Origin of the sequence: Companilactobacillus tucceti DSM 20183 (assembly GCF_001434665.1) — a bacterium.
Classification (GTDB): Bacteria; Bacillota; Bacilli; order Lactobacillales; family Lactobacillaceae; genus Companilactobacillus; species Companilactobacillus tucceti.
The window spans coordinates 66,283-92,307 of record NZ_AZDG01000004.1 but is presented as its reverse complement, the minus strand read 5'-3'; the positions used below and the strand labels follow the sequence as shown (position 1 = coordinate 92,307).

At 34.0% G+C, this 26,025-nt stretch carries 23 protein-coding genes and 1 tRNA gene; 20 read left to right on the top strand and 4 right to left on the bottom strand.

Annotation, left to right across the window (positions count from 1 at the left end):
* The first annotated feature begins 34 nt into the window (after positions 1-34).
* From FC72_RS02950 to FC72_RS02890, 13 genes are all read left to right on the top strand, one after another.
* Positions 35-670, top strand: a complete 636-nt coding sequence (locus tag FC72_RS02950; RefSeq protein ID WP_057764626.1) for a glycoside hydrolase family 73 protein — start codon at positions 35-37, stop codon at positions 668-670.
* A 52-nt stretch (positions 671-722) separates the two neighbouring features.
* Positions 723-1,304 (top strand): xanthine phosphoribosyltransferase, encoded by a 582-nt coding sequence (locus FC72_RS02945; RefSeq protein WP_057764624.1) that lies wholly within the window; start codon positions 723-725, stop codon positions 1,302-1,304.
* 20 nt (positions 1,305-1,324) lie between these two features.
* Positions 1,325-2,455, top strand: coding sequence for an ATP-grasp domain-containing protein (locus FC72_RS02940; RefSeq protein WP_057764622.1), 1,131 nt, complete (start codon positions 1,325-1,327; stop codon positions 2,453-2,455).
* 3 nt (positions 2,456-2,458) lie between these two features.
* Entirely contained in the window at positions 2,459-3,754 is a 1,296-nt protein-coding gene (purB, locus tag FC72_RS02935) for an adenylosuccinate lyase (protein ID WP_057764620.1), read from the top strand.
* A gap of 177 nt (positions 3,755-3,931) precedes the next feature.
* A complete protein-coding gene (gene pcrA, locus FC72_RS02930; protein ID WP_057764690.1) occupies positions 3,932-6,163 on the top strand; it encodes a DNA helicase PcrA in 2,232 nt (743 codons plus the stop codon).
* Positions 6,164-6,180: 17 nt separating this feature from the next.
* A complete protein-coding gene (ligA, locus tag FC72_RS02925; protein ID WP_057764618.1) occupies positions 6,181-8,199 on the top strand; it encodes an NAD-dependent DNA ligase LigA in 2,019 nt (672 codons plus the stop codon).
* A gap of 10 nt (positions 8,200-8,209) precedes the next feature.
* Positions 8,210-9,343, top strand: coding sequence for a CamS family sex pheromone protein (locus FC72_RS02920; protein ID WP_057764617.1), 1,134 nt, complete (start codon positions 8,210-8,212; stop codon positions 9,341-9,343).
* A 206-nt stretch (positions 9,344-9,549) separates the two neighbouring features.
* Positions 9,550-9,849 (top strand): Asp-tRNA(Asn)/Glu-tRNA(Gln) amidotransferase subunit GatC, encoded by a 300-nt coding sequence (gene gatC, locus FC72_RS02915; protein ID WP_057764615.1) that lies wholly within the window; start codon positions 9,550-9,552, stop codon positions 9,847-9,849.
* A complete protein-coding gene (gene gatA, locus FC72_RS02910) occupies positions 9,849-11,306 on the top strand; it encodes an Asp-tRNA(Asn)/Glu-tRNA(Gln) amidotransferase subunit GatA (protein ID WP_057764613.1) in 1,458 nt (485 codons plus the stop codon). The genes gatC and gatA overlap by 1 nt, the downstream gene beginning before the upstream one ends.
* A complete protein-coding gene (gatB, locus tag FC72_RS02905) occupies positions 11,306-12,736 on the top strand; it encodes an Asp-tRNA(Asn)/Glu-tRNA(Gln) amidotransferase subunit GatB (RefSeq protein ID WP_057764611.1) in 1,431 nt (476 codons plus the stop codon). The genes gatA and gatB overlap by 1 nt, the downstream gene beginning before the upstream one ends.
* Before the next feature lie 9 nt (positions 12,737-12,745).
* Complete coding sequence (locus FC72_RS02900) at positions 12,746-13,732, top strand: diacylglycerol kinase (RefSeq protein WP_057764609.1); 987 nt, start codon at positions 12,746-12,748, stop codon at positions 13,730-13,732.
* A gap of 91 nt (positions 13,733-13,823) precedes the next feature.
* Positions 13,824-15,179: a 23S rRNA (uracil(1939)-C(5))-methyltransferase RlmD gene (gene rlmD / locus FC72_RS02895; RefSeq protein ID WP_057764606.1), complete on the top strand. Its 1,356-nt coding sequence runs from the start codon at positions 13,824-13,826 to the stop codon at positions 15,177-15,179.
* A 97-nt stretch (positions 15,180-15,276) separates the two neighbouring features.
* Entirely contained in the window at positions 15,277-15,513 is a 237-nt protein-coding gene (locus tag FC72_RS02890) for a helix-turn-helix domain-containing protein (RefSeq protein ID WP_162253516.1), read from the top strand.
* 35 nt (positions 15,514-15,548) lie between these two features.
* Here the strand turns inward: FC72_RS02890 and FC72_RS02885 are convergent, their stop codons facing one another.
* The 4 genes from FC72_RS02885 to FC72_RS02870 form a co-directional block, all read right to left on the bottom strand.
* A complete protein-coding gene (locus FC72_RS02885) occupies positions 15,549-16,289 on the bottom strand; it encodes a response regulator transcription factor (protein WP_057764603.1) in 741 nt (246 codons plus the stop codon).
* Positions 16,290-17,588 carry a sensor histidine kinase gene (locus tag FC72_RS02880; protein ID WP_057764602.1) on the bottom strand — a complete coding sequence of 433 codons (1,299 nt, stop codon included), beginning with the start codon at positions 17,586-17,588 and terminating at the stop codon, positions 16,290-16,292.
* A gap of 83 nt (positions 17,589-17,671) precedes the next feature.
* Positions 17,672-18,532 (bottom strand): alpha/beta hydrolase, encoded by an 861-nt coding sequence (locus FC72_RS02875; RefSeq protein ID WP_057764600.1) that lies wholly within the window; start codon positions 18,530-18,532, stop codon positions 17,672-17,674.
* Entirely contained in the window at positions 18,525-19,859 is a 1,335-nt protein-coding gene (locus FC72_RS02870; protein ID WP_057764598.1) for a PTS transporter subunit EIIC, read from the bottom strand. The genes FC72_RS02875 and FC72_RS02870 overlap by 8 nt, the downstream gene beginning before the upstream one ends.
* Before the next feature lie 153 nt (positions 19,860-20,012).
* On the opposite strand from FC72_RS02870, the gene FC72_RS02865 reads away from it, so the two are divergent.
* From FC72_RS02865 to FC72_RS02835, 7 genes are all read left to right on the top strand, one after another.
* The gene (locus FC72_RS02865; RefSeq protein WP_057764597.1) at positions 20,013-21,011 is read left to right on the top strand and encodes a Gfo/Idh/MocA family protein; all 999 of its coding nucleotides are present in this window, start codon (positions 20,013-20,015) and stop codon (positions 21,009-21,011) included.
* Position 21,012: 1 nt separating this feature from the next.
* The gene (locus FC72_RS02860) at positions 21,013-22,233 is read left to right on the top strand and encodes a DEAD/DEAH box helicase (protein WP_057764595.1); all 1,221 of its coding nucleotides are present in this window, start codon (positions 21,013-21,015) and stop codon (positions 22,231-22,233) included.
* Between the two features lie 36 nt (positions 22,234-22,269).
* Positions 22,270-22,343 (top strand) — tRNA-Arg (locus tag FC72_RS02855).
* A 307-nt stretch (positions 22,344-22,650) separates the two neighbouring features.
* Positions 22,651-23,394: an SDR family oxidoreductase gene (locus FC72_RS02850; protein ID WP_057764593.1), complete on the top strand. Its 744-nt coding sequence runs from the start codon at positions 22,651-22,653 to the stop codon at positions 23,392-23,394.
* A 45-nt stretch (positions 23,395-23,439) separates the two neighbouring features.
* Positions 23,440-24,402 carry an alpha/beta hydrolase gene (locus FC72_RS02845; RefSeq protein ID WP_057764591.1) on the top strand — a complete coding sequence of 321 codons (963 nt, stop codon included), beginning with the start codon at positions 23,440-23,442 and terminating at the stop codon, positions 24,400-24,402.
* Positions 24,403-24,690: 288 nt separating this feature from the next.
* Entirely contained in the window at positions 24,691-25,110 is a 420-nt protein-coding gene (locus tag FC72_RS02840; RefSeq protein ID WP_057764589.1) for a MarR family winged helix-turn-helix transcriptional regulator, read from the top strand.
* 5 nt (positions 25,111-25,115) lie between these two features.
* Positions 25,116-25,955, top strand: a complete 840-nt coding sequence (locus FC72_RS02835) for an alpha/beta fold hydrolase (protein ID WP_057764587.1) — start codon at positions 25,116-25,118, stop codon at positions 25,953-25,955.
* The last annotated feature ends 70 nt before the right edge of the window (positions 25,956-26,025 follow it).

The following is a 26,025-nucleotide window of genomic DNA, read 5'->3' as shown; positions in this document are numbered from 1 at the left end:
TAATGATTACAATAACAAAAAAGGACTTAAGAGATTGCCACAAAAAAGAAATTATAATCGACGTAGGCGTCGTAAAAATAAATATAATCAACCTCTGATCATTTTTTTGACGATTATCATCTTGTTAGGTGCAGGAGTTTTTGGATTTCGTAGATATAGTGAATATAAGCAAGAAGCACAGACTGAACAAGTTGAAACTGAACATAATGCTTTTGTTAAAAAAGTTGCACCATATGCGATTTATCTTGGAAAAGAATACGGAGTTTTACCTAGTATTACAATTGCTCAAGCGATTCTTGAGAGTGATTGGGGAAGAAGTACTTTGGCAAAAGATTACAATAACTATTTTGGTGTCAAAGGATCAGATCCTAGTAACACCAAGGTATTGCAAACTAAAGAATATACTGACGGTCAATGGGTAACTATAAACGGGCGCTTTAGAGTTTATTCGGATTATCGTGAATCTATGAAAGATCATGCTGAGTTATTAGTTAATGGAACAACTTGGAATTCCCAGCAATATCAGCAAGTAATACATTCTAAAGATTACATAGAAGCAGCAGTAGCTTTGCAAACGGACGGATATGCGACCGATCCAGGGTATACGAGCAAAATTATTCGGGTTATCCAAAAATATAATCTAAAAAAATATGATGAAGGTATCAAGTGAAAAAGAAAAATATGATAGACTCTAATTAATAATTAGTGTGGGAGATAGTGCAGTGAAAGAACTTGAAGATAGAATTAAAAAAGATGGTCGAGTATTAGGAAAGGATGTTCTAAAGGTAGATAGTTTCTTGAATCACCAAGTTGACCCAATGTTGATGCAAAGCATGGGAAAGGAATTTTACGAACATTTTAAAGACCAAGGAATCAATAAGATTTTGACAGTTGAATCATCAGGTATTGCTCCAGCAGTTATGACCGGTTTAAGTTTTGGTGTTCCAGTTGTTTTTGCTAGAAAACATAAGTCAGTTACATTAAACGATGATTTATATACTTCAGAGGTATATTCATATACTAAGAAGACTTCAAATCACATTAGTGTCTCTAAAAAGTATCTATCAAGTGATGATAAGGTATTGATAATTGATGACTTTTTGGCCAATGGACAAGCTGTCAATGGATTAAACACGATTATTGATGCAGCGGGAGCAGATCTTGCTGGTATTGGTATCGTTATCGAAAAATCTTTCCAAAAGGGAAGACAATTAATCGATAAAGCAGGAATTCCCATTTATTCATTAGCTAGAATCAAGGCTTTTGATAATGGACAAGTCGTTTTTGAAGACGAAAACGAGTAAATATCTAGGAAGGTGGACTTATGACTTTTATTGCGCCCGGTAAAACTCTGGGAATAATCGGCGGCGGCAGTGAAACATATCTGTTTGAGCTTGAAGCAAAGCGTATGGGCTTTAGAACTGTTCTTTTAACAACCGAAGAAGATGATATTGCCACTCAAGCAGCTGATACATATTTAGTCGGTGATTTGGAGGACAGTGATAATTTAACTGAATTGGGCCATAGAAGTGACATTCTTTTGTACATGGATGAGAACTTTGATAGTGACATTTTGGAAAGTCTTGAAAGAGAATTTAATGTTGTTCAAGGATCAAATATGTTAGCTATCGTACAAGACCGTTATATCGAGCGGACTTTTTTGAATTCATTGAAGATAAATGTGCCACCATTTTTCTCGATAGTGACGGTCGATGATATAAAAAAGGCTGTTGAAGAAATTGGTTTTCCATGTATGATTAAACCAATCCAGAAAAATCAAAATGTTTTAAGACGACATGTTCTTTATAATGAAACCGATGTTGAACACGTTCAAAATCTCTTGGCTAACGGTACATATATTCTTGAGGCTTGGATAGATACCAAAGAAGAGTACTCAATTATGGTCAGCAAGAGTAAAAACGGGAAAATTCATACTTTTCCGATGATTCGAGAAATTTATGATGGTTCACATTTAATGAGTTCTTATTTGTATAAGAAAAACGATCCAGAAGTAGAGGCTGAAATTCAAAGAGTAGCGCTTATTATTGCAAATAATATTGAATACGTTGGTATTTTTGGAATAGGTTTCATTATTTCTGATAGTGGAGTTTTATATGTTAAGCGTATTTTTCCGGGGATCAATTATTCAGCTAATGTTTACCAAGAAGCCACTGGTGTATCACAATTTGAATTACATATTCGAGCTATTTGTGATTGGCCGATCCCTGAAATCTATCCATTGATAAATGCTGCAACGTTGAAAATAATTGAGGGTAATTTACCTCAAAGTTTGGATCTTCTGCAGGAAAAGGCTCAATGGAAGTTTAATTATTACACAGGCTTTAAGGCTAAAAACGATGCTGCTAGGGATGTAGGTTACATTTCAGTTGTTTCAGATGAAGAAGAAGATCTAAGAGAAGATATTTTATCAACTAAAATTTGGAGAGTAGAGTAAATTATGATTGATAGATATATAACTAAGACCATGCGACCTATTTGGACCGATAAGAATAAGTATCAAGCTTGGTTGGAAGTAGAAATTGCAGCCGTTGAAGCTTGGAGTAAGCAAGGAGAGATCCCAGCTGAAGATGCTAAAAAAGTTGCTGAAAATGCTAAGTTTGATGTTTCTGAAATTCAAGAACTAGAAAAGATCACGAAGCATGATGTAGTTGCTTTTACAAGAGATGTTTCTAAATATTTAGGCGACGAGAAGAAGTGGGTTCATTTTGGACTTACTTCAACTGATGTTGTTGATACTGCTTATGGGTATTTGATGAAGCAAGCCAACGATATTATTCGTCAAGATTTGAACCATTTCTTAGACGTTGTTGGTAAAAAGGCTCTTGAATATAAAGATACAGTTATGATCGGCCGTACTCACGGTGTACATGCTGAACCTACAACATTTGGATTAGTGCTTGCAAATTGGTATTCAGAAATCAAAAGAGATATTGAACGCTTTGAACACGCTGCTAAAGGCGTAGAAGCTGGAAAGATCAGTGGTGCCGTTGGTAGCTTTGCTAATGTCCCACCAGAAGTTGAAGAATTTGTTTGCAACAAACTAGGAATTCGTCCGCAAGAAATTTCTACTCAAGTATTACCAAGAGATCTACATGCTGAATACATTCAGACAATGGCTTTGATTGCTACTTCGATCGAACGCTTTGCTCTAGAGGTTCGTCATTTACAAAGAACTGAAGTTAGAGAAGCAGAAGAATTCTTTGCTGCTGGTCAAAAAGGTTCATCAGCAATGCCTCATAAACGTAATCCCATTGGATCAGAAAACGTTACTGGACTTGCTCGAGTAATTAAAGGACACGCCTTTACAGCTTTAGAGGATGTTCCTTTGTGGCATGAACGTGATATTTCACATAGTTCTGCAGAAAGAATCATTATTCCTGATTCTACTGAATTGTTGGACTATATCTTAGTTAGATTTACTAAGATCGTTGATGATTTAACTGTTTTCCCAGATAAAATGCTAGAAAACATGAATTTGACACATGGTTTGATTTATTCACAAAGAGTTCTTTTGAAATTAGTTGAAAAAGGACTTAGTCGAGAAGCGGCATATGACATTGTTCAACCAATGACTGCCAAAGTTTGGGATGAGAAAAAAGATTTCCGTACTTTGTTAGAGGCAGATAGTCGTGTAACTGATAACTTAACCAAAGAAGATTTAGATGACGCTTTTGATTATCATTGGCATTTAAGAAATATTGATAATATTTTTAAACGCGTTGGATTAGAATAAAATAAAATTAAAAAGCGGATGTCGTTTATTTATACAAACGATATCCGCTTTTTGACTGACTATAAAAAATCCGTGTTAGTATTATTGTTATGAAAAATTTGCTACAATGTAAAATGAATGTTTTCAGTAAACGTTGATATATTAAGGATTTGAGGGTTTATAAAATTGGATGAAACTATGTTAAAAGGTTTAAACACTGAACAAAAAGAGGCTGTTAAAACAACCGAAGGCCCACTATTGATCATGGCTGGTGCCGGCAGTGGTAAGACACGAGTTTTGACACATCGTGTGGCCTATTTAATTGAGGAAAAGAATGTTATGCCATGGCATGTCTTGGCAATTACTTTTACTAATAAGGCCGCCAAAGAGATGAAAGAAAGAATTGGTAAGTTATTGGATGAAGCAGCCAATGATATCTGGGTATCAACCTTCCATTCATTGTGTGTCCGAATTTTAAGACGTGATATTGATAAAATGGGAAAATCTCGCTCATTTACGATTTCTGATCCATCAGAACAACGCACTTTGATGAAGCAAATCCTTAATCGTATGAATTTAGATCCTAAACGATATGATCCTCGTGCAATTTTAGCATCGATCAGTAATGCAAAAAATGATTTGGTAACGCCTGAATCATATGCACAAGATGCAAAATCACCTTTTGAACAAATTGTTGCTAATTGTTATGACGCATATACAAAAGAAATGGAACGTAACCAGGCCTTAGATTTTGATGATTTGATTATGCAAACAAATATTTTGTTTGAGCAATGTCCCGATGTTTTGGAATATTATCAAGAAAAATTCCAATATATTCACGTTGATGAGTATCAGGATACTAATGAAGCTCAATATAAATTAGTAAAACAATTAGGTGCTAAATATCGTAATGTCTGTGTAGTTGGTGATGCTGACCAGAGTATTTATGGCTGGCGTGGCGCTAACATGAAAAATATTATGAACTTTGAAGAAGATTATCCAGAAGCAACTACTATTAAACTAGAACAAAACTACCGTTCTACTAAGACAATCTTAAGTGCTGCTAATCAAGTTATTAATCATAATGAGAATCGTAAGCCAAAAGAATTGTGGACTGACAATAAACAAGGTGACAAAATCAAGTTTTATCGTGGTCAAAATGAAACTGATGAAGCCTTATATGTTATTGATCAAATAAAAAGTCTGCTACTAAAAAACTTTAATTATGGTGATATAGCAATTCTTTATCGTACTAATGCACAGTCACGTACATTTGAAGAAAAGCTTCTTTCCGCAAATATACCTTATAAGATTATTGGTGGACATAAGTTCTATGACCGTAAAGAAATTAAAGATATTTTAGCTTATTTGAGATTGGTCGCTAATCATGATGATTCGATGAGTTTTCAACGTGTTATCAATAGCCCAAAACGTGGGATTGGACCAGGTACGATAGATAAACTACAAAACTATGCTGATGAGCATGGTTGGTCATTGTTAGAAGCCTGCGAAAATATTGAATTATCACCATTAGCAGCTAAACCACGAAAGACTTTTGAATCATTTTACAAAATGATAGATGAGTTAACTAAAATGGCTCAATCAAACTCTATGACTGATTTGATGGAACAATTACTAGAACAATCAGATTATGTTGATGAATTGAAAAAACAAAATAATTTGGAATCTCAATCTAGAATTGAAAATATTCAAGAACTTTTGACGGTTACGACTCAATTTGATCAATCTTATGAGCCGGATCCAGAAATTGATGAAACTAGATTGGAGTCATTTTTAACTGAATTGTCATTAGTTAGTGATCAAGATGATCTGGAAGAAGATCAACAAGAAGTTACTTTAATGACATTGCATGCGGCAAAAGGTTTGGAATTCCCAGTTGTCTTTTTAGTTGGTATGGAAGAGGGAATTTTCCCATTGTCTCGTTCATTAATGAAACAAGAAGAACTAGAAGAAGAACGTCGTTTAGCATATGTTGGTATCACTAGAGCTGAGAAGATACTTTATTTAACTAACGCCTACAGTAGAATGCTTTATGGTCGCCTACAAAGTAATCAAGTATCACGTTTTGTTGAAGAAATTGACGATGATAACTTGGAATTAGTTAATAAAAATGCTGGTAGTATACCAATGCGTTCCAAAGAAAAAGAACTTCCATTTAGTAGACGCCGTCATGAGGCAGCGTTACATGGTAGTTATAAGGTTGAAGCTAAAACCAAAGCTAGTGGTGCTCAAGGTGCAGAAAAAGTTCGTTGGAATATTGGCGATAAAGTTATGCATAAGAAGTGGGGCGAAGGAACCGTAGTTAAAGTCAATGGCGAAGGTGAAAGTGCAGAGTTGGATATTGCCTTTGATAATGAAGGAATCAAACGTTTGTTGGCAGAATATGCACCTATTCAAAAAAAGAGCTAATTTTGTAGGAGGAAGATATGGCAGACTTAGATAAATCACAAGCAAGTGAAGAACTAGTTGGTATTCGCGATACATTAAATAAGTATCGAGAGGCCTATTATACAAATGATGCTCCACTAGTTGAAGATAATGTTTATGATCAACTTTATAATCGCTTATTAAAAATAGAGCAACAATATCCGGATTTAATTACACCTGATTCACCTTCTCAATTGGTTGGTGACGTAACTAATGATGATTTTAATAAAGTAACTCATGATATTCCGATGCTTTCCATGGGGGATGTTTTTTCGGAGTCTGAACTATCTGACTTTAATGACAGAATAGAAAAAAATGTTGGTCATGAAGTAGATTATAATGTCGAACTAAAAATTGATGGTTTAGCAATTTCTCTTGTTTATGAAAATGGTATTTTAGTTCAAGGTTCAACAAGAGGAAATGGAACAATTGGTGAGAATGTTACTGAGAATTTAAAGACGATCAAATCCATTCCACAAAAACTAAGTAAGCCACTTTCTTTTGAAGTCCGTGGTGAATGTTACATGTCTAAAAAAGAATTCTTAAACTTGAATGAACGTCGTGAAAAAGAGGGACTTCAGGTATTCGCCAATCCAAGAAATGCGGCGGCGGGTAGTTTACGTCAATTAGATCCTAAAAATACTGCCGATCGTAAGTTGGATACCTTTATTTATACAATAGTAACTTTTGATAATTTAAATGTAGAAACACAAAGTGAAGCGTTAGAGACTCTGGAAGAATTAGGTTTTCATGTTAATCCAACTTCAGAAGTTACAACTGGACTTCAAGGTGTAAAAGACTATATTGATAGGTATGATCAAGTACGTGATAGCTTAGACTATGGTATTGATGGAGTAGTTTTAAAAGTTAATGATTTGTCCATTCAAAGAAGTTTAGGAAACACTGTTAAAGTTCCACGATGGGAAATTGCTTATAAATTTCCTCCAGAACAAGCTGAATCGATTGTTCGTGAGATTACTTGGACTATTGGAAGAACTGGAGTTTTGACACCAAAGGCTGTAATGGATCCAGTTTCTTTAGCAGGTACGACGGTTTCTAGAGCAACACTTCATAATGAAGACATGATAAAACAAAAGGATATCCGCGTTGGAGATACTGTTTTACTTCATAAGGCAGGAGATATTATTCCTGAAGTTTCACAAGTTGTTTTAAGTAAACGTCCTGATGATTCAGTTCCAGCAGAGATACCAACTCATTGTCCATACTGTGATTCAGAATTGATCCATTTGGAAGATGAAGTTGCCCTTCGTTGCATAAACCCTAAATGTCCTGCACAAGTTAAAGAACAGCTAACACATTTTGCATCAAGAAATGCAATGAATATTGATGGTTTAGGTCCAAAAATCATCGAACAGTTGTATACTAAACACTTAATCAAAGATGTTGCGGATCTATACAAATTGACATCAGATGATTTGTCTACTTTGGAAGGATTCAAAGAGAAGTCAATTAACAATTTATTAACAGCTATCAATAACTCTAAATCCAATTCAGTTGAACGATTGATTTTTGGTTTAGGGATTCGTCATGTTGGTGCAAAAGCCGGAAGAATTCTAGCTGAAAGTTTCGGAAACTTGGATAATTTGATCAATGCATCTAAGGAAGAAATTTTGGAAGTTAATACTATGGGTGAAATAATTGCTGATAGTATTATTACTTATTTCTCTAATGATGATGTTAAAAAACTAATTAGTGAGCTAAAATCAGTTGATGTTAATATGAATTTTTCAGGTAGTTCTAATTCAAATGAAACAAATACACACTTTACTGATAAAATAGTTGTTATAACCGGAACATTAAATAATTATAAACGTTCAGAATTATCAGAAATTCTTGAGGGATATGGCGCTAAGGTCACTAGTTCCGTTACTAAGAAAACTGATATTTTGATTGCTGGTGAAAAAGCCGGTAGCAAGTTGACCAAAGCCCAGCAATTAGGAACGCAAATTATTGATGAAGCAACGTTATCTAGTTATTTAGATGATGCAACAAATTAGGAGAAAAGTTTTGAAAAAAGTCATAAAATCTACAGCTTTAATATTTTTATGTTCACTTCTTTTAGCTGGTTGTGGAAACCTACAAGATTCTAGTCTTTCATCTGGAGGCAGTGACAACAGTAAAAGTTCTGTTCAAACATCAAATGCCTCTGATTCAGGCTCTTATGATGTTTTGATGAGTAATGGTAAATATAAAACTAGTCCGATTTCAGGATTGACGGCTGCTGATAATAACAACGCCTTTAATAGCCGCAGTTTTGAAAGTGGTTTATTGGATCTTTCTAAAAAAGAATATTCCACTAATTCTTATACTTTCCAAGAAGGACAAGTTCTTAAAGCCTCAGTAGTTAATAAGTGGTTGGATAGAAAATCTAGTAGCAATCCTACAGGTTTAAATCCAGCATCAAATGGTTCAAAGAGTGAAAATAAGCGTACTCCGATGTACCTACAACAAATGCTTGAAGAAGATTATTTGCAAAAGCAAGATGGTAAGTACAAGTTAGCCGGTATGTCTATTGGTATTGCTATCAATAAAACAGACTACTATCAAAAGAAGAAATATGGGGCTACTTTTAAAACTTCAATTAGCCAAGAAGAACAAAAAGCTCAAGGTGAAAAGATTGCTAAAGAAGTAGTTAAACGTTTGCGTAAGATGAATAAGGTTGGAAATATTCCAATCGTTGTTGGTCTTTATTCAGTTGCGCCAGAAGATACATTGGTAGGTGGAACATATTTCCAATATTCAGTAAGTAAGAGTGGAGACTTAGGTAATTGGAAAGAATTGAATTATAAGAATCAAATGTTACCAACTGTTAATAATGAAACAGCCATTAATAGTAGTGATTCAGATGCCTTTTCAAACTTTAAATCAAATATTCAAGATTACTTCCCTAATTTGTCAGGTGTAACAGCACAAGCTCATTACGATGGCAATGATCTAAAATCTATGGATATTACAATCAATACACAATTTGATGGTTTAGCACAAATAACAAGCTTTACTCAATTTGTTCAAAATAGTGCAACAAAGTATTTGCCATCAAGTGCAAATCTTGACATCAATATTCAAACAGTAGATCAACAACAATCAGTTATAACACGTACCGATGGTAAGTTCTATACGCATGTTTATAACTCTGATTAGAGAGCGAAGGCTGGACGCCCAGACCTCGAGCATTACCTAGGATAATAACCATGGCGTTTTGTGCCATGATTATTATCCGTAGTAAGCACAGAGGTTTGTCCAGCCGTAGCTCGTTTGAGATAAAAGAGCGAAGCAGAGGTTTGTCCAGCTTTAAACTCATTTAAAAAATTAATTAATAAATTTAAGCCGATACAAGGAGATATTTCATGATTTCTAAAGAAGAAATTTTGCACGTTGCAGAATTAGCCAATCTGAAATTAAAAGATGATGAAGTTGATAGTTTCGTTAGTCAACTAGGAAAAATCGTCAATATGGAAGATAAATTAGCCAGCGTTGATACAACAGGCATTGAACCTACTTACAACATGGGTGATACAAGTACAACATTCCGTGAAGATAAGGGTATTCATACTCAAACAAGAGAGCAAATGTTTGAAAACGTTCCTGAATCTGAAGATAACTTGATCAAGGTACCTACGATTGTTGCAAAGGGGGAAGATGAATAGTGAATTACTTAAATGAAACTATAGATTCATTACATAAGAAATTGGCTGACAAAGAGTTAACCTCAAAAGAGTTAACTGAACAAACTTTAGCTGGTATTAAAGAAAAAGATGAAGACATTTCTGCCTTCATCACTGTTAATGATGCCGCTACTGATGTTGCAAAAAAAGTTGATACAGAAGGTATTAAGGGCAACCTATCAGGTATCCCTATTGCTTTTAAGGATAATATTGTCAGCAATGGTATTAAAACTACTGCAGCAAGTAAGATCCTTTATAACTTTATGCCAGTATATAGTGCAACCGTTCTTGAAAAATTAGAATCTGCTGGTGCTATTAATATCGGTAAGACAAATATGGATGAGTTCGCTATGGGTTCATCTACTGAAACTTCCTTCTTTGGAAATACACATAATCCTTGGAATTTAGATTACGTTCCTGGTGGTTCTTCAGGTGGTTCCGCAGCTGCTGTTGCTTCAGGTGAAGTAGTTGCTGCTTTAGGTACAGATACTGGTGGTTCAATTCGTCAACCAGCTGCATTTAATGGTATCTTTGGTATCAAACCAACATATGGTCGTGTTTCTCGTTGGGGAGTTATTGCCTTTTCATCAAGTCTTGATCAAGTCGGTGTTATGTCAAAACGTGTTGAAGATTCAGCAACTGTTCTTTCAACAATGGCTGGTCATGATTATCACGATAGTACTAGTTCAGAAAAAGAAGTTCCTGACTATCGCGCTAACCTTGATAAAGACATGTCAGGTGTTAAGATTGCTATTCCTAAGGAATTCTGGCATGAAGGTGCTGATCCTGAGGTTATAAAACAAGTAAATGCTGCTATTGATGTATATAAAAAGCTAGGTGCTACAGTTGAAGAAGTAAGTCTTCCAACTTTGAAACATGCGGTTGAAGTTTATTATGTTTTGGCTTCCAGTGAAGCATCTTCTAACTTGCAAAGATATGATGGTGTTCGTTATGGATTCCGTGCTAAGGACGTTAAGAATATCAAGGATCTCTTTGTTAATTCACGTTCAGAAGGATTTGGCGATGAAGTTAAGCGTCGTATCATGTTAGGTACATTTGCCCTTTCAGCTGGTTCATATGATGCCTACTTTAAAAAGGCTGCTCAAGTAAGAACAATCTTTATTCAAGAAATGACTAAGGTTCTTGATAAATATGATTTGATCATGGGACCTTCAACAACAAGTGCTGCATTTAAGATCGGTGCTAAAATTGATGATCCACTAGCAATGTATATGAACGATATTTTGACAATTCCTGCTAACCTGGCCGGATTACCTGCTGCCTCAGTACCAGCTGGTTTGGCTAATGGAATGCCAGTTGGACTTCAAATTATGGCAAAGCCATTTAATGAACAAGCAATTTTTAACGCAGCTTATGCATTACAAGAAGAAAATAAATTCTATGAAAAAATACCAACTGCTCTAAAGGGGGAAGACTAATGAATTTTGAAACTACAATCGGTCTAGAAGTTCACGTTGAGCTAAAGACAAAATCAAAAATGTTTAGTCCTTCACCAGTTGCCTATGGTGCAGACTCTAATGTCAATACTAACGTTATTGATTTTGGTTTCCCTGGAACATTACCAACTGTTAATAAAGAAGGATATAGATTAGGTGTTATGGTTGCTTTGGCATTAAATGCTAATGTTGAAAATCACACACACTTTGATCGTAAAAACTATTTCTATCCTGATAACCCTAAGGCTTACCAATTAACACAACATGATAAGCCATTGGCACATGATGGTTGGATCGAAATTGAAGTTGATGGTAAGAAGAAAAAGATCGGTATCGAAGAACTTCACGTTGAAGAAGATGCTGGTAAGAATACTCACGGAAATGACGGATATTCTTATGTTGATTTGAACCGTCAAGGTACACCTTTGATTGAAATTGTTTCAAAAGCTGACATGCATTCTCCTGAAGAAGCATATCAATACCTTGAGAAACTTCGTCAAATCGTACAATTTACAGGTGCATCTGATGTTAAGATGGAAGAAGGTTCAATGCGTGTTGATACAAACATCTCAATTCGCCCAGTCGGTTCTGATGTTTATGGAACAAAAGTCGAATTGAAGAACTTGAACTCTTTCAACTTTGTTAAATTAGGTTTGGCCTATGAGGAAAAACGTCAATCAGCCATCTTAAAGAATGGTGGAACAATTGGTCAAGAAACAAGACGATTTGATGAAAAAACTGGCGAAACAATTCTTATGCGTGTAAAATCTGGTGCTGATGACTATCGTTATTTCCCAGAACCAGATTTACCAGGATTTGAAATTGCACCAGCATGGATCAAAGAAATTCAAGATAGTTTACCAGAACCAGCTGAAAAACGTCGTAGTCGTTATGTTAATGAATTGGGAATTCCTGAATATGATGCTGGCGTTTTGACTGATACTAAGGAAATGTCAGATTTCTTTGATGAAGCAGTTAAGTTTGGTGCTAACCCTAAATTAGTTTCTAACTGGTTGATGGGTGAAGTTAATGCTTATTTGAACGAAAAGAAAATTGGATTATTAGAAACAAAATTAACACCTGAACATTTAGCAACAATGATCAAGTTGATCTCTGATGGAACTATTTCATCTAAAATTGCTAAGAAGGTCTTTAAAGAAACAATTAGTAATGGAACTGAGCCTGAGGGCTGGGTTAAAGAAAAGGGACTTGTTCAAGAATCTGATCCCGCTGTCTTAACACCAATGATTACAGAAATCTTAGATAATAACCAACAATCAATAGATGACTTTAAGAATGGTAAAGACCGTGCTGTCGGGTACTTGGTTGGTCAAATCATGAAACAGACTCATGGTCAAGCTAACCCTAAAGTGGTAAATAAGATCTTGATGTCCGAGCTGAATAATCGTTAGTGAGGGTTTATTATGCGTGCTAGATTGATATATAATCCTACATCCGGGCATGAAACATTGAGGAATAATGTAGGTGAAATTTTAAATGTATTGGAAAAGGCCGGCTATGAAGCTAGTGCTTTTCGTACTACACCGAAAAAGAATTCTGCCTTGGATGAGGCAAGACGCGTGGCACAGGAAAACTTTGATTTAATCGTTGCTGCTGGTGGAGATGGAACAATCAATGAGGTCGTTAATGGAATAGCTCCATTAGATAAACGTCCTGAATTAGCTATTATTCCAGCTGGTACTACTAATGATTATGCCAGAGCTTTGAAAATACCACGTGATGATGTGGTCGAAGCTGCCAAAATTATTTTAAAAAATCAAAAAATTCCAGTTGATATTGGTAAAGCAGGAAGCAATTACTTTATTAATATCGCTGGTGGCGGTTCTATGACTGAGTTAACATATGAAGTTCCGTCAGCATATAAATCAATTTTGGGATACTTGGCTTATCTTGTTAAAGGTGCAGAAATGTTGCCTAGGATCAATCCAATCGATATGCATATTGAATACGACGATGGAGTATTTGATGGTAAAGCTACTATGTTTTTGATTGGTTTAACTAATTCAATTGGTGGAATGGAACAAATTGCTCCAGATTCTGTTATAGGTGATGGAACATTTTCACTAATTATAGTTAAAGAAACCAATCTAAGAGATCTGGTCCATTTAATTGCGCTTGTCTTGAATGGTGGCCGTCATGTCAATAATCCGAAGATCATTTATACTAAGACTAAAAAATTAAGTGTAAAAGCTAATGATAAAAATCGCATTATGATCAATCTTGATGGTGAATACGGTGGGGATGCTCCAATGGAATTTGTTAATCTCCATCAACATATAAATATCTATGCCAATGTTGACTCAATGCCTGCTAAAGCAATAGATACCACTATCAGTGAACAAGATGCTGGTAAAAAGATCATTGAAGAAGAAAAGAACTTGGAATAGAATTAACAACGCAAAGAAGTGCAATATTTGCTGAGCAAATGTCGCACTTTTTGGAGTTATAAAATATAAAATAAAAAAATTAGGTAAAAATATGGAAAAACCAAATATAAAAAAGAATGACAAAGTAGAATTAAATATCGAAGATTTATCTTATGAAGGTAAAGGTGTAGCTAAAGTTGATGACTTTACATTATTCGTAGATAATGCACTTCCAGGAGAAATAGTTAAAGCTATAATCTTGAAGGTCGGTAAAAGCTATGGATTTGCAAAAGCTACTGAAATTATTAAAAAGTCACCACATCGAGTTGAGACAATTGATAATGTCTATACTAGAACGGGAATTGCTCCTTTAAGTCACCTTGAATATTCAGAACAATTGAAATTTAAGCAAAAACAAGTTGAAATTGACTTTAAGAAAGCCAAATTAGATATTAAAGTAAACGAAACTTTGGGTATGGAAGATCCGCTACATTACCGTAACAAAGCTCAAGTACCAGTTAGACAAATAGACGGTAAACTAACAACTGGATTTTATCGTCGACACTCACATGAATTAGTTCCAATGGAAAATTATCTAATTCAAGATCCTAAAATCGATGCTGAAATTGTTCGCGTGCGTGATATTTTACGTAAGTATAATGTTCGTGGATTTGACGAACTAAACTTTAAGGGTCAAATTAGAACAATTATGGTCAGACGTGCATATTATACTGGTGAAATGATGGTTGTGCTTGTTTCACGTGTACGTGATATTTCTCATTATAAGGAAATATCAGAAGAGATTATGAATAATAAAGATGTTAAATCTGTTTATTTAAACATCAATTCTAAAAAGACTAATGTGATCATGGGCAATGAAATGATGTTATTAGCCGGAAGTCCTTATATCGATGATGAATTATTAGGACACACTTATAGAATTTCCCCACGTTCATTCTATCAAGTAAATCCAGTACAAACACAAAACCTTTATCAACTAGCAATTGATAAAGCAGATTTAAACGGTAATGAAGAAGTTGTGGATGCTTATTCAGGTATTGGTACTATTAGTTTGTCATTAGCTGATAAAGTTAAACATGTAACTGGTATTGAAGTTATTGAAGATGCCGTTAAAGATGCACAACAAAATGCTGACATCAATAATATTGAAAATGCTGACTTTATCGTTGGTAAGACTGAAGCTGTTTTAAATGATTGGGCAAATGATAATCGTAAGATGGATGTTTTGATGGTCGATCCTCCTCGTAAGGGTCTAGCTAATTCATTGATTGATTCAATTAAGAATCTTAAACCAAAGAAGATCGTTTACATCAGTTGTAATCCAGCTACTTTATCTAGAGATCTAGCTTTGTTGGAAGATACATATGAGATTGGTGAAGCTAATCCTGTAGATATGTTCCCAATGACAGATCATATTGAATGTGTAATCAGTTTGAATCTCAAATAACGTTTATAGCCGATAATGCTACGTTTATATTTTTTTGTAATCTGAATGTAAAATATATGAAATAATGTTCTCAACAATATTTATAAGGAGCATTATTATGAAACAAATGGTTTTGAACGGTGAGAGTGTTCAATTGGGCGACAATTTAAGAAACTACCGTATGAAACAGAATCTTTCAGAACGAGAAGTTTCCAAAATGTTGCATGTTGATATCACTACAATCTCTAAGTATGAACATAATGTCAGAACACCTGATATTTATATGATGATCCGTTTTGCTGACGTTTATAACGTTACTTTGGATCGATTAGTTGGACGTAAAAGAAAAAGATAAAAATTTAAAAAATAAAAGCTGTAGGAAAATTTTTCCTACAGCTTTTTTAGTTTTTCTGTTAATTCTTTTGTTTTACGAAATGATACTTTGCAAGTTGAACCATCAATAAATGTTAATTCTTTTTTGGATGAGTCAAAACTTCTGATATTTTCAAGGTTTACTAAAAAGCTACGATCACATCTGAAGAGGTTGTTATATTGTTTCTCAAGTCCATTCAGTGAACCTATGAATTCTGCTCGCTGATTTTTTGCAATTAGAGTTATTTTTCCAGGTGCATTTTTTTCAGTCATCAGCATAATTACATCATCCATAATAATGGAGAAATATCTTTCACCAATTTTATATCCAAAGAGATTTTGGGAATAATGAGTATATTTTTCAATATTAACTTGAACTAATTGAATATCGTTATTGATTCTTTTCTTTATATCTTCAAAACCTTTATCTTTAAGAATGTAGTCAAGTGGAGCAATTCTTCTTTCAAGTGTGACGATCGATAATTCATCATGCGTCGTTATAAATACTATTTGTGCCAAAGGTACTTGATGCCTTATTTTTGTGGCAGCCTCTAGTCCAGCTGTTTTATTATCGTTTATTTCCATATCTAAGAAAAATAAACCTTGCTCTGGTAAATCATCTGTAAATAACTCTTCAGTGGTCGCTACAGCCTTTTTTAATACCATAGGAGCATCATTTATCATAATGCCATTATCGATAAAGGTTTTATAATGTTGCCTTTGAATATCGTCATCTTCTAATAAAAAAACGGGAAACATTTACTCACTTCCTAACACAATCAAGGTCATCATTAGATGATTATGAATAATTTTTGAATCTAAGAACAGATCTTGAGAATGATTAACTAAATCTTGGACATTGGTTAATCCAAATCCGGTATGGTCTTTTTTAGTTGAGTACCCACAATCAAAAATTTGGTTGATGTTTATTTTTTCATTAACTTTGTTATCTATCGTTATTTCAAGGGTATTACCCGTTTTAAAAAAGGCACAGGTAATATTTTTATCATCGGATTCTTGAACATGTTCAATAGCATTATCTAATAAAACACCTAATATACGTACTATTGAAATGTTTGGTTTGATGGAGTAATGCTTTTGATCCAGTTCAAAATGTAAATTTATATCTTTAGCTTTGGCACTAAAGAATTTTTGAATCACTAATCCTCTAATCGCATCATTATCAATGGACTGAATTTGAGTAATACTGCCACTTTTGACATTGTTTAAGTCATCTTCTTCATGTAATAAGGAATCATAGTAATATTTCAATTGCTTTGAATCATTGTCTTTTAAGACTTGGTCCAAAGATAACATGATATTTTGAAAGTCATGTTTAAATTTTCTTAGCTCAGTATATTGTTTTTGAACTAGCGTCAAGTAATTATTCAATTGTTCGTTTCGTTCCATTTTTTCTTTGGCTTCAGTTTGTAAGGCAAAAGTCTTAATAAAGAAGGTCACTTGCCAATAGGTGAAGCAGATCAAAATGGTGAATATAATAATCAATGCCGCTTGAATAGTTGCGGTAACTTCTTGGAAATCACTGATAGTCATAATGACGATCAAAGAAATAAAGACACTCAAAACAATCATAAAGATACGTTTACCTAAATGATAGTGCTCTATTTGCAATCTCGTTTGAGTGATACGTTCTCTAAATGGTCCTAATGAAATTATGAATATTAAAACTAGCATTACAGTAACGATAATAGTTAATCCTATAAATACATTTTGATATCTTTCTAGAGTTCTAAGCTTCCATTGACCAGATGAAATGAATAATAAGATTCTTGCAATATATGTTGCCAAACTGGAAAGTATTAACTGCAAATTTGCTGCCATAACTAGTGATATTGCCGGTTTTAATTTTAATTTATGATCCTTTGCTAGTGCCAGTTGTATTGCCAAAATAAATCCTACGAACATTAAAATAAAGATGTCGTCGATAAATAGACCGATATATGCAAAAATCAGCGAAATAAAAATGTCGGTTAAAATTTTATATGGTTTAAATTCTTTTAAAAAGTAGTGAGTAAGTTGTAATATTAAAAATAACATCGCAAAGTTATTCGCCCAGCTCAAATTCCAGTCTATATATACCATATCAACATTGTATTTAAACTTTCAGACTAATACAAGAATTAACGTGGATTCTTATTTGGTGGCTGATTTTGCCCATTTTTATTATTACCTATCATATATTGATGGAATAAGGTGACAAATTGGGAGTTGCTTATCATATCGGAGTGTTCAGCTTTATTACCCGTCAAAGTAATCAGAGTGTAGTGTTTTATGACACCTTCAAAAATATATTTACCAGAGTCCACACTTCCAAGCGGAACAATACCATCATCTGTGTAGAGCTTTGTTCCAGCAATTGAATAGTATGTTAAATCAGCAGGTAACTTATCTTGATGTTTAATAAAGTCGTTTAACATTTGAGTACGTTTATTAGGGTCTTTTTCTTCAAAGTTATATGGAGAACCTACGGTTAACATTTGATTTACGTCAATCGTATCGTCATTAAAGTAGTGTTCGAGATAATAGGTCCAAATCAGGCCACCATTTGAATGACCAAAGGCATTGAAATTATTAAAACGGTATCGTTGTTTCAATTGATCAAAGGCAATATTGAACCAACGTGCTTGCTTTTTTATATTGTCGTATCCGTCTTTATTATTTTGAAATCCTACAACGATGAATGGTCTAGTATCACCGGTTCTAATAGTGCCGGAATAGGTTATCTTGTCATTTGTGTGAACGGTTAATTTTAATAGACTGTGTCTTTCGCCATATTGGGAATTTACCGTTTTAACAAGATTATCAAATCGATTAGCAGAAGCACTACTTCCGGGAATCATAATTATTGGTGACATTGGTGAATTATATCGTCCAGCCATTGTTTTAACACTGTTTTTATTCCACAAGTATGAAGGTATACCCAGAATCACTAAGAATAATGCTAAAAAAACTAGATACTTAAAGTTTTTTTTGTTAGTCATCGAAGTCACCTTCTTCAATAGCTAAGTTGTCGATCTTCTTGAGTTTTTCAGCCAATTTTACAAAGGGAATATAAATATAAACAGAAATTATTAAATCAATTATGGCAAAAAATAAAGCTTGGAAACTTCCATTGGTACCAATAAAGGCAATTAGTGGTCCAGGAGTTCCTGAAGGTATCGGATATACTGTTGGCGGCATGAAACGAAGATAAATCGCTCCGGCCGCAATTAATAAACTGACTAATGGTGCCAAGATAAATGGAATCAAGAATACGATATTAAACATGACTGGAATTCCCGTCATAATTCCACTGTTAATATTGAATACACTTGGTATCATCGTCCATTTGGCAACTGTTTGAAAATCTTTATCATGAGAAACTATGAAGATAGCGATGATAAGTGCCAATGTCGATCCAGCACCACCGAAAGTAGCAAAAGCATGATATAAAGAATTACTGGTGAATTGATGAGGTGCCCCCCAAGCTGTGTGGTTAGTTAAAGCATAGTAAAGATTATCTAAGATATTAGGGTCACTTTTTTCAACATCGATTGGGGAATAAGGACCAGACCAACCTAAAAATGACATGATAATTGTATAAATTGCTATTCCGATAATTTTTAATAACTCAATAGCATCATTTCCACTTTGATAATTTGCTGCTAAAGAGTCCATAAATTCATCAGGTAAGTGGGAATAGTAAGCAACGTTTACTAAAGCGCTAAATAAAGCGGCAAGAATTAAGACTATTACAATTGGGCGAAGGGATATAAAAGTTCGTTGTAAAATGTTGCTTGTAAAATTCTTTTGAGGATTCTTTGGAATAGCTGGGCTAGTTTTCTTAAAGATCCAACCAACTAATAGGCCTAGCAGAATAGCAAAAAGAGCGCCCCGGATACCTAAAAGATTGTTATGAAATGATAGCGGTTGAGATTTTGAATATATATAAGAAATTATTAGAAGTGAGACCATACTGGTCAATCCAGCTAGTTGGTCATCCCGCTCGAAATGCTTAGCAGTGTATTTGGCAGCTCCAAATGTTGCTAAAACAGAAACAAAACCTAAAGTTAAATTAGATAGATTGTTGGTAACACCAATGATCGAATTGATAAACCAATTATCTTCAAAAGATGGCAATAATATTCCAATGAATCCATCTTTACTTAGAATTACGACTTGAATTATTCTTAAAAAACTTCCTATTAGTACAAAGGGAAATATCATAAATAAAGTTTTTTGAGCAATTTTGTAAAATAGAAGTCGCTGGAGTTTTAAGGTCACTTTGGCTAACGATTTTTCAAATCTATTAGTAAATATGTTATCCATTTTCCACACCTGCGATTTTGTTCTAAATTTACTCAAATTATAACTTTATGTAATTATTTTGGCTATTATAGTGACAACTTTTCAGTATTGCTAAAAGTTTTTTTATGGCAATTACTGACCTAAATCAGTAGAATGAAAATCAGAGGTGATTTGATGATAAATTTAGGAATAATTGGAACTAACTGGATTACCAAGCAATTCGTAAATGCTGGTGAAGAAACTGACAGCTTCAAATTAGCACATGTTTATTCAAGAACAGAATCAAAGGCACAGTCCTTTATTGACGATTTGTCAAAATCAAATATCAGTATTAGTACTGATTTAGAACAGTTTTTTAGTAGTAATGATTTCGATGCTGTTTATATTGCATCACCAAATCGTTTGCATTTTAAGCAAGCTAAGATGGCAATTGAACATGGTAAGAATGTTATTTTAGAAAAACCAAGTGCTTCTAATATTAGAGAATTCACTATTTTAGATCAGTTAGCACACCAAAAAGGTGTCTATATGATAGAGGCTGCAAGACATATTCACGAACCCATTTTTAAGAAAGTGCAAGAATATGTTGATAACAATCGTGAACAACTGACTGGAGCAACTATTTCTTATATGAAATATTCTAGTAAGTTTGATGATTTCCTAGCAGGAAAGAAGCCAAATGTTTTCACAACGGACTTTTCAGGTGGGGCATTGTATGACCTTGGTGTTTATACAGTTTATGATGCAGTTGTTTTGTTTGGACAACCTGAAGAAGTTAAATACCAACCTGAGTTTTTAGAGGATGGAATTGATGGAAGTGGTTCACTAACTTTGAAATATAAAGACTTTGATGTAAATATTATTGTTGGAAAAACTAAGAATTCTTATTTACCAACTGAAATTTATTTTGGTAAGAAGACATTATTGTTAGATAACGGTGGGGATATTACTAAAGTATCTGAAGCCGATGATAAAAAAGAAATAAAAGAGATCCCAACTACTAAGAGTGATAATCCAATGGATTCAGAAGCAATTGAGTTTGCTAGAATCATTAATGAGAATGATAAAGCAGCTTATGATAAACTATTTGAATACGCTCGAAAAGTTAACCGTATTTTGGAACAAGCCAGAATGAGTGCTGGACTTGTATTCGAAGCAGATAAGGAATACTAAATTGAAAATACCAAGTTTATATGAAGATTATTTTAACGATAATCAATTTGAGTCATTAACAAAGATTCAAGAAACAGTTTACAAACCATTTAAAGAGGGAAAAGATCTAGTTGCAATGGCACCAACAGGTTCAGGTAAAACATTAGCTTTTACCATGCCAATGATTGAAACTTTAGTACCTAAAGATGGTTTACAAGTTCTAATATTGGAACCTTCACAAGAGCTTGCAATGCAAGTACGTGATGTTATCCAACCTTTAGCAAAATTAGTTGATTGTAAAGTTCAAGCTATTACAGGTGGTGCTAATCCTCAACGTCAGTTAAAGAAATTGAAGGAAAAGCCTGAAATTATAATTGCTACATTAGGACGTTTAAGAGAATTAACTGAGTCTCGTAAAGTAAAATTAGGCAATATCCAAACAGTGATCGTTGACGAAGCCGATGAAATGCTTAACGAATCTAAATTGGAATCAGTCCGTGAAACTATTGATCAAATGCCTGGGGATGTTCAAATGACATTCTTCTCGGCTACTGGAAATGATATTTTTGCAGACATGCATAAGTGGTTCGGCAAAGATTTTGAAGTCATTGACCAAAGAAATGATGAAACATATACAGCTGGAATCAAGCATTACTTTATTAATGCCGCTACTGACAATACTAAAGATGCTTTGATTCGAGAAATGGCACATAACAAAAAGTTCAAGGGAATTGTCTTTTTCAATAATTCTCGTTCACTGCATAAAATAATTAGTGATCTTCATCATAACAAGACAAACTTTGTTGCTTTAGATAGTAAGATGTCTTCACAACAACGTAAGTCAGCCGTGCAGCTCTTTTCATCAAATAAGGTGAACTTATTGCTAACAACTGATGTTGCTGCTAGAGGGATGGATATTGACGACATAACAGTTATTATTAATTATATGGTTGCTCGTGATAAGAGCGAGTATGTTCATCGTGCTGGAAGAACCGGAAGAATGGGTAAGGAAGGTAATGTTATTACTTTTGGTAATACCCACGATTTCCGTAATCTTAAAGATATGATCGACAGCGATGTTAAGAAGGTTTTCTTAAATCATGATGGTACATTTTCAGATAAAGAAACCTATCGTAAAAATAAGCGTCATGAAACTTTACAAAAGCCAAAACATAAACAAAAGAAGCGCCTCCGTGACCAGAAAAATAAGGGAAAGAGACGCCATAAAGATACTTTACATTAACTGATAATGGTGGCACTATATTTATTAGTGCTACATGGTCCCTTGGCTCAGTAGGATAGAGCAACTGCCTCCTAAGCAGTAGGTCCTCGGTTCGATTCCGAGAGGGATCATTTTAAATACTAAAAAGCAGTAGTTCTCTAATTAAAGAGAGCTACTGTTTTTTTTAGTCGTTTATGAATAGCGTATTTGGCCTCTGATTGAGTTAACTTTTATACATATTAAATTTCGAAATGATTTGAAATGATTTTAAAATTTAATCATAACTATTAATCATACCTAGCTATCTAATATAAGTATTATACATATATGGAAAATGGTATTAGTATAAATTACATAGAAATAAGTGTTGCTTTGGAATTTATTTCAAAGTTTAAAATTTCAAATAATAAATATAAATCACATTAAGGAGTTTAAAAAATGATTAAAGATAAAGTAGTTATTATCACAGGTGCATCAAGTGGAATCGGTGAAGCAACGGCGAAACTATTAGCAAATAAGGGTGCAAAGTTGGTTTTAGGTGCTCGTCGTGAAAATAAATTGCAACAAATAGTTAGTGACATTAAAAAAGATGGTGGAGAAGCAATTTATCAAGTAACGGATGTTACTGACCCCGAAGATAATGAAAAAATCGTGCAATTAGCTAAAGATACTTTTGGAAAAGTTGATGTGATTTTCCTAAATGCTGGTTTAATGCCAAATTCACCATTGTCAGATTTGAAAACTAAAGAATGGAATCAAATGATCGATGTAAACATTAAAGGTGTTTTAAATGGTATTGCGGCTGTGTTGCCAACCTTTAAATCTCAAAAGTCTGGCCACGTTATTACCACCTCATCAGTTGCAGGCTTAAAGGCATATCCTGGTGGAGCTGTTTATGGAGCTACTAAATGGGCAGTTCGAGATTTAATGGAAGTTTTACGTATGGAATCAGCTCAAGAGAACAGTCATATTAGAACCGCTACTATTTATCCAGCTGCTATTAAAACAGAATTATTAAATACGATTACTGATAAAGATACGGCTAAAGGTGCAGAGGATTTGTACGACCAATATCAAATCAGTCCAGATAGAATTGCTAATGTTGTGGGATTTGCTATTGATCAACCAGAAGATACTAATGTTAATGAATTTACTGTTGGACCAACTGACCAACCTTGGTAATTTTTAGAAAATGATAATTCATAAAAAATAGGAGATGAAAAATTTATGGCTAATACAAGTGCAATAAGAGTGAAAACAGAAGATGAGTATTATATTTTTAAACTTGATAATTCAGTCATTCGAGAGCATGTATACTACAAAACACGTTACGATATTGAGATTGCAGCTGATTTATATTACAGCAAATCAATCGATAAGGACGATAAATACCCTGCAATAGTTGTTGGGCCTCCGTTTGGCGGCGTAAAAGAACAAGGACCTGGGGTATACGCTAATCAATTGGCACAACGAGGATTCGTTGTGATTGCTTTTGATCCTGCATATCATGGATATTCTGGTGGTATGCCAAGATATAGTGGTTCACCGGATACTTATGTTGAAGATTTTTCCGCCGCGGTTGATTATTTAGGGTTATTATCGTTTGTGGATCGTAATCGAATTGGGGTATTAGGAATTTGTGCTTCAGGTGGGTTTGCTTTGAATGAGGCTAAGGTGGACTCTAGATTTAAGGCCATTACAACTGTGAGTTCGACCGATATGGGTGCCGTTGCACGTGGAATTCGTGATTCAATGGGAGATTCCAATTGGATCGATGAAGCATCTAATCAAAGAACTGCTGAAAAAGCTGGTGCTGATACTATTTATACAAGTGGCACTCCGGAAAAAATTGATGAAAATTCTGATGCTTTTTCTAAAGAAATTTATGACTTTTATCGTACTCAACGAGGAGCTGCCAATACTACAACGAAACCTACTTTAACTAGTTTTGTTAAGTTACTTAACTTTTATTCACTAAGTGATATTGAGACCGTTTCTCCACGTCCATTATTATTTATTGCTGGTGAAAATGCTATTTCATTAGGATTTAGTGAAGATGCATATAAGGCTGCTAAAGAACCTAAGGAACTATATAAAGTTAAAAATGCTGGTCATGTTGACTTGTATGATCGTACTGATTTGATTCCATTTGAGAAGTTAAATGATTTCTTTAAAAGTAATTTGAAATAAGACTTAGAGCTTGTGACAAATCATGATTCAATTTTGAAGATTAAAGCAAATAAAACGAGATATCCGATTTTGAAGTGCCCCATAAATGTTAGATTTATGTCTAACATTTATGGGGCACTTCATTTTGGGTATCTCGTTTTATTTATATTAGAAAAAAAGAATACTTTGTTGTACTTCTATACCACATATTAAAGGTGCATATAGTTGTGTCATATTTTTTAAATTTCTCTTGAAATAATTTTTTTAAGAGTTATAGTGTATATGCACGATACGTAAAAGGAGAACGTTATGGAACATGAATTTTATACAAAGTGTGCATATTTTACGGCCGCCAGGTACATGAGGTCGGTGGAAAAAATTGCTGATAAAGTATACGCCCCTACAAATATGAAACCGGCATATTCATATATTATGATGAACATTGAAGATAGTGATCCTGCATCAATCATGAGTATCACTCATCAATTGGGTTATGATCGCTCATCGGTATCACGAATGGTAAAAACTTTGTCTGATAAGGATTTGGTTAAATTAACCTCAGAAGGTAGATCAACGATAGTTTCATTAACTTCACAGGGAAAAAAGTTTTTGGTAACTGCTAATGATTGTCGAGAAAAGTTTGGTAAATTAACCGATGATTTATTGGGTGATGACAAAGCAAGAATGACAGCATTATTAACAAGTAACGAAGAAAAATTAAGAGGGTAATAGAAATGACAGAATATAAAACAATCAAAGTTGAAAATTTGGATATTTTTTATCGTGAGAGTGGAGATGTAAACAAGCCAACTATGGTATTGTTCCATGGATTTCCTTCAGCAAGTCACATGTTCAGAAATCTTATGCCAGAATTAGAAGATAGATTCCATCTAATTGCACCAGATTATCCAGGTTTTGGTCAATCTGAATCTCCAGATCACACTAAATTTGAATATACTTTTGATCATCTAAGTGAAATTATGGGAAAGTTCTTAGAGAAATTGTCCATTAACAAGTTTTATATGTATGTCTTTGACTACGGTGCACCAATAGGTTTTAAGATTGCTGTTAAACATCCAGATTGGATCAAAAGAATTATTAGTCAAAATGGTAATGTTTATCAAGAAGGTTTGGGTTCCAAATGGGCAACTAGACAAGACTTCTGGGATAATCCAACTGAAGAAAAACGTAGTAGTTATAAAAATGCATTTGCCCCAGAAACTATTATTGGACAATATACATTTGGAACAAGAGAAGGTGTAGTTTCGCCAGATGGTTATATGCTGGATATTGCTTATACTCATGGAAAAGACTACGATCAGAGACAATTGGATTTAATTTTTGATTATCAAAATAATATTAAATCTTATCCAATCTTCCAAAAGTATTTACGTGAAAATCAACCTAAACTTTTAGCCGTTTGGGGTAAAAATGATCCTTCATTTATTTATCCAGGTGCTGAAGCCTTTAAAAAAGATGATAAAAATGTAGAAGTAGATTTAGTTGATAGTGGTCACTTTGCATTGGAAACGCATGCTAAAGTTATTGCTTCAATGATTAAAAGCTTCTTTTAAAGTAATAAAAAAGTTGATCTCAAATGAGATCAACTTTTTTGTATACTATAATAATCATGAAGTTTTATGA

Coding starts and splice junctions, on each gene's coding strand:
- purB (WP_057764620.1), top strand. CDS start 2,459: ATGATTGATAGATATATAACTAAGACCATGCGACCTATTTGGACCGAT.
- FC72_RS02835 (WP_057764587.1), top strand. CDS start 25,116: ATGACAGAATATAAAACAATCAAAGTTGAAAATTTGGATATTTTTTAT.
- FC72_RS02885 (WP_057764603.1), bottom strand. CDS start 16,289: ATGTTTCCCGTTTTTTTATTAGAAGATGACGATATTCAAAGGCAACAT.
- FC72_RS02940 (WP_057764622.1), top strand. CDS start 1,325: ATGACTTTTATTGCGCCCGGTAAAACTCTGGGAATAATCGGCGGCGGC.
- FC72_RS02875 (WP_057764600.1), bottom strand. CDS start 18,532: ATGACTAACAAAAAAAACTTTAAGTATCTAGTTTTTTTAGCATTATTC.
- FC72_RS02880 (WP_057764602.1), bottom strand. CDS start 17,588: ATGTTATTTTTAATATTACAACTTACTCACTACTTTTTAAAAGAATTT.
- ligA (WP_057764618.1), top strand. CDS start 6,181: ATGGCAGACTTAGATAAATCACAAGCAAGTGAAGAACTAGTTGGTATT.
- rlmD (WP_057764606.1), top strand. CDS start 13,824: ATGGAAAAACCAAATATAAAAAAGAATGACAAAGTAGAATTAAATATC.
- gatC (WP_057764615.1), top strand. CDS start 9,550: ATGATTTCTAAAGAAGAAATTTTGCACGTTGCAGAATTAGCCAATCTG.
- pcrA (WP_057764690.1), top strand. CDS start 3,932: ATGTTAAAAGGTTTAAACACTGAACAAAAAGAGGCTGTTAAAACAACC.
- FC72_RS02870 (WP_057764598.1), bottom strand. CDS start 19,859: ATGGATAACATATTTACTAATAGATTTGAAAAATCGTTAGCCAAAGTG.
- FC72_RS02890 (WP_162253516.1), top strand. CDS start 15,277: ATGAAACAAATGGTTTTGAACGGTGAGAGTGTTCAATTGGGCGACAAT.
- gatB (WP_057764611.1), top strand. CDS start 11,306: ATGAATTTTGAAACTACAATCGGTCTAGAAGTTCACGTTGAGCTAAAG.
- FC72_RS02850 (WP_057764593.1), top strand. CDS start 22,651: ATGATTAAAGATAAAGTAGTTATTATCACAGGTGCATCAAGTGGAATC.
- FC72_RS02865 (WP_057764597.1), top strand. CDS start 20,013: ATGATAAATTTAGGAATAATTGGAACTAACTGGATTACCAAGCAATTC.
- FC72_RS02840 (WP_057764589.1), top strand. CDS start 24,691: ATGGAACATGAATTTTATACAAAGTGTGCATATTTTACGGCCGCCAGG.
- FC72_RS02845 (WP_057764591.1), top strand. CDS start 23,440: ATGGCTAATACAAGTGCAATAAGAGTGAAAACAGAAGATGAGTATTAT.